7 protein-coding genes are annotated in these 11,436 nt (G+C 76.0%); 6 read left to right on the top strand and 1 reads right to left on the bottom strand.

Annotation, left to right across the window (positions count from 1 at the left end; genetic code table 11):
• Positions 1-177 precede the first annotated feature (177 nt).
• From ABZW03_RS27835 to ABZW03_RS27820, 4 genes are all read left to right on the top strand, one after another.
• Complete coding sequence (locus ABZW03_RS27835) at positions 178-2,010, top strand: alpha/beta fold hydrolase (protein WP_355263855.1); 1,833 nt, start codon at positions 178-180, stop codon at positions 2,008-2,010.
• A 128-nt stretch (positions 2,011-2,138) separates the two neighbouring features.
• Positions 2,139-2,897, top strand: coding sequence for an alpha/beta fold hydrolase (locus tag ABZW03_RS27830; RefSeq protein ID WP_355263852.1), 759 nt, complete (start codon positions 2,139-2,141; stop codon positions 2,895-2,897).
• A 168-nt stretch (positions 2,898-3,065) separates the two neighbouring features.
• Positions 3,066-3,857, top strand: coding sequence for a hypothetical protein (locus ABZW03_RS27825; protein ID WP_355263849.1), 792 nt, complete (start codon positions 3,066-3,068; stop codon positions 3,855-3,857).
• 11 nt (positions 3,858-3,868) lie between these two features.
• On the top strand, positions 3,869-7,057 hold the full coding sequence (locus tag ABZW03_RS27820) for an amino acid adenylation domain-containing protein (RefSeq protein WP_355263846.1): 3,189 nt from the start codon (positions 3,869-3,871) through the stop codon (positions 7,055-7,057).
• A 62-nt stretch (positions 7,058-7,119) separates the two neighbouring features.
• Here ABZW03_RS27820 and ABZW03_RS27815 read toward each other — a convergent pair whose 3' ends face one another.
• Positions 7,120-8,358 carry a cytochrome P450 gene (locus tag ABZW03_RS27815; protein WP_355263844.1) on the bottom strand — a complete coding sequence of 413 codons (1,239 nt, stop codon included), beginning with the start codon at positions 8,356-8,358 and terminating at the stop codon, positions 7,120-7,122.
• A gap of 270 nt (positions 8,359-8,628) precedes the next feature.
• Between ABZW03_RS27815 and ABZW03_RS27810 the strand changes: the two genes are divergently transcribed.
• Positions 8,629-9,429, top strand: a complete 801-nt coding sequence (locus ABZW03_RS27810) for an ABC transporter ATP-binding protein (RefSeq protein WP_355263841.1) — start codon at positions 8,629-8,631, stop codon at positions 9,427-9,429.
• On the top strand, positions 9,414-11,345 hold the full coding sequence (locus tag ABZW03_RS27805) for a hypothetical protein (RefSeq protein WP_355263838.1): 1,932 nt from the start codon (positions 9,414-9,416) through the stop codon (positions 11,343-11,345). Before ABZW03_RS27810 ends, ABZW03_RS27805 begins: the two co-directional genes overlap by 16 nt.
• Positions 11,346-11,436: the final 91 nt, after the last annotated feature.

The following is an 11,436-nucleotide window of genomic DNA, read 5'->3' as shown; positions in this document are numbered from 1 at the left end:
ATCCGGTCCCGGCTTCACTCCAGGTAGGCCAGGCGGCCTCCTGAGAGACGGGGACAGGCGGTCGCCGCGGAGCACCCGCGGCGCTGGGGCGGCCTGGTCGACCTGCCCGAGCGGCTGGACGGCCCGGCGGGGGAGTGGCTGGCCGCCGTCCTGGCCGGGCGCACCGGGGAGGACGAGGTGGCGCTGCGGCCCGCCGGGGCCTTCGCCCGCCGCCTGGTGCCGGCCCCGCTCGGCCTGGCGGCCGAGGCCGCGGCCTGGCAGCCGGAGGGCGTGGTGCTGCTCACCGGCGCGACGGACGCCCGCCGCGAGGCGCTGGCCCGCTGGCTGACCGAGCGCGGCGCGGTGCCGGTGCACGGACCGCTCGACCCCGCCGCCGCCGGCGAGCCGCTGGCGCGGCTGGCCGAGGCCGGCACCCCGGCCGGCACGCTGCTGCACCTCGCGGAGCGGGCCGAACCGCTCGCGCTGGACGGGCTGGACGCGCGGACCCTGGCGGAGGCGGTCGCCGCCGCCACCGCGCTGCCGGCCGGCCGGCCGGGCCCGGCCGCCCAGGTGCTCTGCCTGCCGGGCGGTTCGGTGTGGGGCGGCGCCGGACAGGCCCTCGCGGCCGTCTCCGGTGCCTACCTGGACGCCGTCGCCCACGCGGGGACGCGGGAGGGACGGCTGCGGACGGTGGTCCTCGACGGCACCGCCGACGCGGCGATCGCGGCCCTCGGCCACGCCGTCACGCTCGGCGAGCACGGGCTGGTGGTGGCCGAGGCCGACTGGACCGCGCTCGCCCGCACCCTGCGCCCCGGCGCGACCGCCCCGCTGCTCGCCGCCCTGACCGGCCCCGCCGCCGACCGCGACCGGGACGACCGGCCCGCCGCGCCGGACCACGACGCGGCCGCCGCGCTGGCCCGCCGGCTGGCCGAGGCCGGCCCGTCCGACCGGCCCGCCGTCCTGCTGGAGGCCGTCCGGACGCAGGCCGCGCTGGTGCTCGGCCACCGTTCGGCCGAGGCCGTCGACCCGGAGCGGGACTTCCTGGAGCAGGGCTTCGCCTCGCTGACCGCCGTGGAGCTGCGCAACCGGCTCACCGCCCTGACCGGGCGGCAGCTGCCGGCCGCGCTGATCTACGACTTCCCGACCCCGGCCGCCCTCGCCGGCCACTTGGCGGCGCAGGCGCAGGCGGAGGACGAGGCTCCGGCGCCCGCCGCCGGCGTGCTGGCCCCGATGCTCCGTCAGGCCGCCGAGGCCGGGCGGCTCGGGGAGTTCACCGCGATGCTGCGGACCGCCTCCGAGTTCCGCCCCTCTTTCGCCGACCCGGCGGAGGCGGACCGCCTGCCGGCCCCCGTCCGGCTCACCGGGGGCGAGGGGCTGCCGACCCTGGTCTGCCTCCCGTCGGTGACGGCCGTCTCCGGCCCGCACCAGTACGCCCGGTTCGCCGCGGCGCTGGACGGCCGGTTCCGGGTCGGTGCGCTGCGGGCGCCCGGCTTCGGCACCGGGGAGCCGCTGCCGGCCACCCCGGAGGCGGCGGTGCGGGCCCTGGCCGCGCAGACCGCGCAGCTGGCCGAGGGCGGGCCGGTCGTCCTGGTCGGCCACTCCTCGGGCGGCGTCCTGGCCCACGCCCTGACCCGGTACCTGGAGGAAACAGGGGTGCCCCCTGTCGCGCTCGTTCTGCTAGACATCTACGCGCCGGGCAGTGAGCTGGTGGCCCCGCTGCTGCCCGAACTCATGGGCGGCATGGTGGAGCGGGACGGAGTGTTCGCGCCGATGGACGACGACCGGCTGACCGCGATGGGCGGCTGGTTCCGGCTGCTGGAGAAGTGGGAGCCGGACCCGGTCGGCGCCGACACGCTGCTGGTCCGCGCCGCCGATCCGATGGCCGGCTGGGGGCACCACCGGTGGCAGTCCCGCTGGGAGCCCGCGCACACCGTCGTGGACGTCCCGGGGGACCACTACTCGATGCTGGAGCAGCACGCCGGGGCGGTGGCCTCGGCGGTGGGCGATTGGCTGGTCTCCCGTACGGGCTGATCCCGTCCGCCGTACCGTCGACCCGGCCGGGGTCCGCGCCCGCAGCGCGCGAACCCCGGCCGGGTCCTGGAAAACCTCCGCGTGCCCCGACCGCCGGGGACGCGGACCGACGAGGGGAACACCCTGAGATGTCCGTGACCATGAGCCAGGCCGCCCTGTGGGTCCGGCGCTTCCATCCGAACGACGACAGCCCGACCCGGCTGGTCTGCTTCCCGCACGCGGGCGGCTCGGCGAGCTTCTTCCACCCGGTGTCGGCGGCCCTCGCCGACCGCACCGACGTGCTGTGCCTCCAGTACCCGGGCCGCCAGGACCGCCGTACCGAGCCGTGCGTCGAAAGCATCGCCGAGCTGGCCGACCTGATCCACGCCGCGCTCGCGCCCTGGGCCGACCGCCCGCTGGTCCTCTTCGGCCACAGCATGGGCGCCGTGCTGGCCTTCGAGGTGGCCCGCCGCCTGGAGCGGGAGGGCGCCGGCCCGGCCGCGGTGTTCGCCTCCGGCCGCCGCGCGCCGTCCTGCGTCCGGGACGAGACGGTGCACCGGCGCGACGACGAGGGCATCGTCCGCGAGCTGCGCCAGCTCAGCGGCACCGACTCCAGCCTGCTCGGCGACGAGGAGCTGCTGCGGATGGTCCTGCCGGCGATCCGCGCCGACTACACCGCGATCGAGACCTACCGGCCCGAGCCGGACGCCGTGATCGCCGCCCCGGTGCACGTGCTCACCGGCGACGACGACCCCAAGACCACCATCGAGGAGGCCCGCGCCTGGGAGCGGCACACCACCGGCGGTTCGGAGCTGACCGTCCTGCCGGGCGGGCACTTCTTCCTGGCCCACCACCAGCAGGACATCAACCGCCGGATCGCCGACCGGCTGGCCCGGGCGGCCGGCTGACCGACCCGGCCCCCGCCGTGAGCCCCGCCGCCCGCACGCCCCCGGCGCACCGCGCCGGGGGCGGTAGGGGCTCCGACAGGGGTGCCCGCAGCGCGCCCCGATCCCTAGCCTGACCGCAGCGGAACGACCGGGATCCGCGTCGTTCCCCACCCCCTTGGAGAACCACACATGGCCGAGCACACCCCCTGGCGAGTGCTGCACAGCGGAGATCCGGCAGACCTCGTCCTCGCCGTCGACTTCTTTTCCCCCGGCCGGGCCGAGGGCGCCTTCAGCGACCTGGCGCCGATGCTGGACGGGCCGTACTCGGTCTGGGAGACCCTGCAGCCCGCGCCGGGCGACGAGACCGGCATGAGCGGCGACGACTACCTGGACCGCTGGCTGGACGCGCTGCCCCGGGACGCCGTGGTCCGCGGCGTGCTCGGCTTCTGCGTCGGCGGGATCTACGGCTCGGCGCTCGGCGAGCGGATCGCCGCCCGCCAGGGCCGGCCGCCGGTGACGGTGCTGTTCGACCCCGAGCCGGTCAGCCCGTTCGTCCTGTACTGGCAGTACCACAAGCTGGTCGACAGGCTGGCCGGCGTGCTCGCCCCCGAGGAGGTCCAGGCGGCCCAGCTCGCCGGGCACCAGGTACAGGAGAGCGAGAGCGACCCGGTCGTGGTGGGCGCCGCGCTGGTCGAGCTGTACCGCGAGTACGGCTCCACCGGGCTGGAGCGGGTGGGCCTGGACGCCGCCCGCCGCGCCGAGCTGATGGCCCTGTTCGAGTCCTACCTCGCCTACCTGGTCGCCGCGACGCAGGTGGCGACCGCCCGGGACGTCAGCACCTCCACCGTGGTCAGCTCCGACACCCCGGTCAACGGGCTGCACCTGGGCGCCCGGGAGGTCCCGTTCGCCATCGACCGGCACGACCTGCTGCGCCGGCCGGAGGTCGCCGCCGCGGTGTCCGACCTGCTCGCGGCGCGCTAGGAGGGCCCGGCATGCGACGCCTGGTACGCAAGAACGGCGCCGACGGGCCGGAGCGGGCCCCGGCCGCCGCCCCGACCGCGGTCACGCCGAAGGAGGAGGCCCTGTGGCTGATGGACCGGCTGGTCCCCGGCACGGGCGTCAACACCATCGCGGTCGCCTTCCGGGTCGGCACCGCGCTCGACCCGGCCGCGGTGGCCGAGGCCGGCCGGCTGCTGGTCCGCCGCCACCAGGTCCTGCGGACCGCCTTCGAGGTGCGGGAGGGCCGGCTGCTGCGCCAGGTCCTGCCGGCGGCCGAGGTGGCCTTCGGGCCGGAGTACGCGCAGGTCGCTGAGGACGGGGTCGACGCGGAGCTGACCGCGCTGGCCGCCCACTCCTTCGCGGTGACGGACCGTCCGCTGGTGCGGCTCAAGCACCTGACCGCCCCCGGGGGCGACGTGGTGTGCGTCGCCGCCCACCACCTGGTCTTCGACACCATCTCGGCGACCGTCCTGTTCGAGGAGCTCGCCGCCGCCTACGACGCGTCCGCGGCCGGGCGGCAGCCCCCGGCCGAGCTGCTGCGCGAGGTGCCCGTCGCCACGACGGCCGAGCCCACCGCGCAGAGCGTCGAGTTCTGGCGCCGCAGCCTGGCCGGCTACCGGGCCGACGAGCTCGACCTGTGGCTCGGCGAGGCCGACGTGCCCGAGCCCACCCTGGCCGGCGGACACGTCGAGCGGGTGCTGTCGGCGGAGGCGGCCGGAGCGCTGGCCCGGCTCCAGCGCGAGCTGCGCGCCCCCGAGGCGGTCGTCCTGCTGGCCGCCTACGACCTGCTGCTGGCCCGGCACGGCGCCGGGCCGGACATCGTGGTCGGCACCCCGGTCAACATCCGGGGCCCGCAGACCGCGCGGGCCGTCGGCTACCACGTCAACGTGCTGCCGCTGCGCCTGCCGGTCGACCTCGCCGGGAGCTTCCGCGACCTGGTCGCGCGGGCCAGGACGGGCTACTTCGACGCGCTCGCGCACGCCGACGTCCCGATCGACCTCATGCTGCCCGAACTGCCCCGCACCGGCGGCTCCTGGCGCACCACCGCCTTCCGGCACCTGTTCAACTACGTGCCCGGGGGCGGGCTCTCGCCGTTCACCATCGCCGGCCGGGAGACCGCCGGGGTCAGCGTCGAGAACGGCACCAGCAAGTTCGACCTGGAGTTCGTCGTCGCCCCGGGCGCCGACGCGCTGCGGGTCAAGGGCCGCTACTCGACCGAGGTGCACACCGCCGCCGAGGTCGGGCAGCTGCTGGAGCGCTACGACGCACTGCTGGTCGCCCTCGGCGCCGACCCGGACCGCCCGGTCGGCGAGCATCCGCTGCGCGGCGCCGCCGACACCGCGCTGATCGAGGCCGCCAACCGCACCGGGCGGACGGACGTCCCGCCGACCGTCCCGGTCGCGGTCGCCCGCCACGCCGCCCTGACCCCGGACGCCCCGGCCGTCCTGGACGGCGAACGGACCGTCACCTACCGGCAGTTGTGGAACGCCGCGGTGGCCACCCGGGACGCCCTGCGGGCCCACGGCGTGACGCCCGGCGAGGTGGTCGGTCTGTGCGCCCGGCGCGGCCCCGACCTGGTCGCCGCCGTCTTCGGCATCTGGCTGGCCGGCGCCGCCTACCTGCCGATCGACCCCGACCACCCGGACCACCGGGTCGCCGACACCCTGGCCGACTCCGGCACCCGGACCGTCCTCACCGGCCCCGGCACCACGCTGCCCGAGGGCACCGCGCCGGACGGGCGGCCGCGCACCGCCGTCCCGCTGGTGCGGGCCGAGGACGCCCCGCCGGCCGACCCGTCCCTGCCGCTGGACGGCGTGGGCGCGCCCGGGGACCGCGCGTACCTGATCTACACCTCCGGCTCGACCGGCCGCCCCAAGGGCACCCTGGTCAGCCACGCCAACCTGGCCAACCTGGTGGCGCACTTCCGCGAGGAGCTGTGCCTGACGCCGGAGCACGGCGGCCTGTGGATGACCACCTTCGCCTTCGACATGTCGGTGATGGACCTCTTCCTGCCGCTGTTCACCGGCGGGCGCCTGGTGGTCGCCCCCGACCGGGCCAGGACGGACGGCCGGGCGCTGGTCGAGGTGCTGCGCCGCCACCGGGTGGACGTCATCCAGGCCACCCCCACCACCTGGCGCCTGGTCCTGGACGAGGCGGCCGGCGAGCTGGCGGGCTGCCGGCTGGTCTGCGGCGGTGAGCCGATGCCGCCCGCGCTGGCCCGGCGGCTCCTGGCCACCGGCGCCGAGCTGCGCAACCTCTACGGGCCGACCGAGACCACCGTGTGGTCCACCGGCGCCGTGGTGGAGTCGGCGGAGCGGATCGGGGTCGGGCGCCCGATCCGCAACACCCGGGTCTTCGTCGCCGACCCGGCGGGGCGCGAGCTGCCGATCGGGCTGCGCGGCGAGCTGTGCATCGCGGGCGCCGGGGTCACCCTCGGCTACCACGGGCGGCCCGGGCTGACGGCCGAGAAGTTCCGCGAGCACCCGGTGTACGGGCGGTACTACCGCACCGGCGACCAGGCCCGCTGGAACCCGGACGGCACCCTGGAGCTGCTCGGCCGGGCGGACCGGCAGATCAAGCTGCGCGGCAACCGGATCGAGCTCGGCGAGGTCGAGGCGGTGCTGGCCGAGCACCCGGAGGCCGAGGGCGCGGCGGTCGTGGTGGTCGGCGACACCAGCGCGGACGGACTGCTGGTGGCCTTCGTCGAGGTGCCGCGCAAGCCCGGGGAGGGCCCGGAGGAGACGGCGGAGTCGGTCCGCGGGATCGGCGAACGGCTCTGGGCGCACGCCCGCGACCGGCTGCCCCGGGCGGCCGTGCCGCACGACTTCGTGCTGCTCGACGAACTGCCCAAGACCGTCACCGAGAAGGTCGACTACCCGCGGCTGGCCCGGATCGCCGAGGAGCGGCGCGCCGCCGCCGCGGGACCGGGCGGGCCGGCCGCCGAGGGGGAGGGGCTGCTGGGCACGCTGGTGGCGCTCTGGGCGTCGCTGCTCTCCCGCTCGGACCTCACCGCCGACTCCAACTTCTTCACCAGCGGCGGCCATTCGCTGCTCGGCGCCCAGCTGGTGCAGCAGATCGAGGAGCGGCTGGGGGCCCGGTTGAGCCTGGCGGACGTCTTCACCATGCCGACGCCGCGCGAACTCGCCGACCACCTGAGGGCGTCGGGCGCCGAGCGGGACTGACGCAGCACGGCCGCGGCCCCGCCGGACGGACGTCCGGCGGGGCCGCGGCCGTGGCGGACGGCTCAGGAGGCGGTCACCGGGAAGGCGCGCAGGCCGCGGATGAACGGCGACAGCCGCCGGACGACCGGCCCGGCCGGCCGCAGGCCCGGCAGACGCTCCACCAGGACGCGGAAGGCCACCTCGCCCTCCAGCCGGGCGAGCGGGGCGCCGAGGCAGTAGTGGATGCCGCTGGAGAAGGAGATGTGGTCCGGCTCGCCGGTGCGGTGCAGGTCGAAGCGGCCGGGGTCGGCGTACGCGGCGGGGTCGCGGTTGCAGGCGCCGGTGAGGATCACCACCTGGGCGTCGACCGGGAGCCGCCGCCCGGCGATCTCGATCTCCTGGTGCGCGAAGCGGCTCTGCAGGAGCACCGAGGTGTCGTGGCGCACCGCCTCCTCCACCGCGCGCGGCGCCAACTCCGGGTCGGCGATGAGCTGTTCCCACTGCTCGCGGTCGGTCAGCATGGCCAGGGTGCCGTTGCCGATCAGGTTGACGGTGGTCTCGGTGCCGGCCAGCGCCAGCATCCCGCACATCGCGACCAGCTCCCCGGCGGTCAGCCGCTCGGCGTCGACGTCCGCCAGCAGCCGGCTCACCAGGTCGTCGCCGGGGGCGCGCCGGCGCAGCTCCAGCAGCTCGCCGAACAGCTCGTTCATGCCGTCCACCGCGGCCTGCAGCTCCTTCGCCTCGGCCAGCGACACCACGCCGTCCAGGACCAGGCTCAGGCCCCGGGAGAGCTCGTCGAAGCGCTGCCGCTCCTCGGGCGGGACGCCGAACAGCGCGCCGATCACCCGCACCGGCACCTGCTTGGCGTAGGCGTCCATCAGGTCGAACGGCTCGGACGTGTCGACGGCGTCCAGCAGGTCGTGGCAGGCCCGTTCGACCTCGGGCCGGAACGCGGCCACCGCGCGCGGGCCGAAGGCCGGGGTGGCGAGCCTGCGCAGCCGGGTGTGCTCGGGCGGGTCCATCGCCAGGAAGGAGTTGTCGAAGTCGGACGGGCCCTCGGGCCACTCGCCCTTGGTGGTGCGGCGGCCGAAGCGCCGGTCGCGCAGGATCTCGTCGGCCAGCGCGCGGTCGACCACCAGCCAGGTGCCGACCATGCTGCGCTGCAGCGGCCCGCGCGGGCGCATGCGCTCGTAGAGCGGGTACGGGTCTTCCTGGCCGAGCAGCAGCTGGGCGTAGAGGTCGCCGAGCGCGCCCACGGACTTCAGGGCCGCACGGGTGGTGCGCAGCTGGGTGTCCAGCTCGCTGTCGGACAGGGTGGGCATCGGTACGCCTCCGGCCGGGTCGACGCGTGGTCAGCAGGACGGTCCTGCGGTCGGACGGTATGTGCGGATCGTGTGGTGCTGAACCCCTAACCGGCCGGCGGGTACCCCTCGGTAGGGGTCCGCCGGCTAGGGGTGGGTCCAGACCCACCCCCTCATGGGGGCGCAGGTGGATTCTGCCCCCGCTCGGCGCGCCCTACTGTCGATGACGAGCCGCTCGGAGCAGCGAGGCGGCGGTGAGCGGCCTCGGCCGCCGGTGAGGTGGGAGGAACGGTGCGAGTTACGGTGGGGCAGGGGTCCCGTCCGCCGGTCGACGGGAGTGCTCCGGCACTGCGGCTGTCGGGCCTGCGCAAGCGGTTCGGGGCGCACACCGCGGTGGACGGCGTCGAACTGGTGGTGCCGAGCGGTTCGTTCTACGGGCTGGTCGGGCCCAACGGCGCGGGCAAGACGACGTCGCTGTCGATGGCCGTCGGCCTGCTGCGGCCGGACGCCGGCACCTCGGAGATCTTCGGGGTCGACGTCTGGAGCGACCCGGTGCACGCCAAGTCGCTGGTCGGCGTGCTGCCCGACGGCATGATGCTGCCCGAGCGGCTGACCGGCCGCGAACTGCTGCACTACCTGGGCCGGTTGCGGGGCATGGACGCCCGGACGGTGGACGCGCGGGCCGAGGAGCTGCTGGCCGTCCTGGAGCTGACCGAGGCCGAGCAGACCCTGGTGATCGACTACTCCACCGGGATGCGCAAGAAGATCGGCCTGGCCACCGCCCTGCTGCACGCCCCCCGGCTGCTGGTCCTCGACGAGCCGTTCGAGGCGGTCGACCCGGTGTCCGCCGCGACCATCCGGGTCATCCTGCAGCGCTTCGTCGCCTCCGGCGGCTCGGTGGTCTTCTCCAGCCACGTGATGGCCCTGGTCGAGAAGCTCTGCGACCACGTGGGCGTGATCGCCAAGGGCCGCGTGGTGGCCGCCGGCACGGTGTCCCAGGTGCGGGCCGGCCGCACCCTGGAGGACGTCTTCGTCGAGCTGGTCGGCGCCCGGACCGGAGGAGCGGAGGGGCTGTCGTGGTTGGCGTCCTGACCGGGATGAAGCTGGCCGTCCTGCGGCGGTCGATGTCCGGCCCCCGGGCCGCGAGCCTGATCCTCGGGGCGGTGTTCGGCGGGCTGGTCGCGGTCGGCACCGCGCTCCTGGGGCTGGTGGACTTCCCCGTCCCCGAGGCCGGGTTCGGCGTCCTCGCCGTGGTGATGCTGCTGTGGACCCTCGGCTGGGCCCTCGGCCCGATGCTCACCGGCGGCGACGCGACCCTGCGGCTCGACTACTTCACGCTGGTGCCGCTGCGCCCGCGCACCCTGGCCCTCGGCCTGCTGGGCGCGGGATTCGTCGGCATCACCCCGCTGATCAGCCTGGTCGCGTTCAGCGTGCTGATCGTCTTCGGCGCCTTCCAGGGGCTGCTGCCCGCCCTGGTGGCCGTCCCCGGGGCCCTGCTCCAGCTGCTGTTCGTGGTGGTGCTGTCGAAGTTCACCATGCAGAGCCTCGGCAGCGTGGTGCGCTCGCGCCTCGGCTGGGAGCTGTCCTCGCTGGTGGTCGGCTTCGTGGTGGCCTTCCTCAACACCGGCTGGTTCGCGATCGGCTTCTTCGTCAAGCTGTTCACCGGCGAGTGGGCCGCCGACGCCGGCACCGTGGTGCGGACGCTGCCCTCGGGCTGGTCGGTCGTCGCGGTCGACGCCGCCCGGCGCTCGGACTGGCCGATGGTCGCCGCCGCCCTGGGCGGGCTGCTCGCGGTCTCCGTGCTGCTCTTCGCCGCCTGGACGGCCCTGCTCTCCCGCCAGCTGGTGCGCGGCACCGCCGGCGGCAAGGCCGAGCGGGCCACCGCCCGCGGCACCGGGCGCCGGCTGCTGCCGGACAGCGCCGGCGGCGCCGTGACGGGCAAGGAGCTGCGGCTGTGGGCGCGCGACCCGCGCCGCGCCCGCTTCCTGCGGATCGCCCTGTGGACGGGCGTGTTCACCGGCCTGCTCCCGCTGCTCAGCGGCTTCCCGGTGATGCTGCCGTGGACGGGCGTGGTCACCGCGCTGTTCGCCGGCGCGCTGTGCGCCAACCTGTACGGCCTGGACGCCGGCGCGATCTGGCTGACCCTGGTCGTCCCGGGCGCCGAGCGGGTCGACGTCCGGGCCCGGCAGGTGACCTGGCTGCTGGTCGTCGCCCCGGTCGCCCTGGTGCTGACCCTGGCGCTGACCGCCGCCTCCTCGGCCGGCTGGGCCTGGCCCTGGGTGCTCGCCACCCTGCCCGCGGTGCTCGGCGGCGCGGCCGGCCTGATCCCGCTGATGTCGGTGCTCGGCGCCGCGCCCTTCCCCGACCGGCCCGGCGGCAACCCGCTGGACGGCTTCAACGACGAGAGCGGCGACCAGGTCCGCCTGCAGACCCTGGTGGTCCTGCTGCTCCAGCTGTTCTGCGCCGCGCCCGCCGCGGGCGTGGTGCTGGCCGGCACGCTCCTGCACTCCGCGCCGCTGCGCTGGGCCGGGGTGGCGGTCGGCCTGCTCACCGGCCTGCTGTACGCCTGGGCGCTGGGCCGGGCGGCCCAGCGCCGGCTGGAGACCCGCGGGCCCGAGTTCCTCGACGTGATGCGCAAGGGCGTGCGCAGGGTCGCGGAGGCGAGCCCGCGGGACGAAGGCCCGACGGCCAAGGCCGGCGGGCTGGGCGACCTCTCCGGCGGCCGCGCCGCGGCCGTCGGCACCCTGATCACGCTCGGCATCCTGAGCTTCGCCCCGCAGGGCGTGGTGGCCCTGAGCCTGTCGATCGTCAAGGTGTCGAACAAGTCCTGGTTCGCCGCCCTCTACCTGCCGTCCGACCTGCAGATCCCGGTGGCCTCGGCCTTCATCCTGCTCGGTCTGCTCAGCTTCTGGACGGTCTACCTGCTGGTGCGCTCCCGGCCCACCGCACCCGACCACGAGGTGCCCCGGGCCCCTGAGGCACCCCTCGAGCGGGCGGCGGTCCGCTGAGAGAGTGTTGGGTAATCGGGTGACTACTGGTGCTTGAGGTCGTCGGCGAGGCGGCGGGCTGCTTCGGTCTCGATGGGGCCGCGTGGTTCGA

This window comes from Kitasatospora sp. NPDC004799 (genome assembly GCF_040609095.1).
Lineage (GTDB): Bacteria > Actinomycetota > Actinomycetes > Streptomycetales > Streptomycetaceae > Kitasatospora.
Note: the sequence above shows the minus strand (reverse complement) of the source record. Positions and strands in the feature narration are given on the sequence as shown.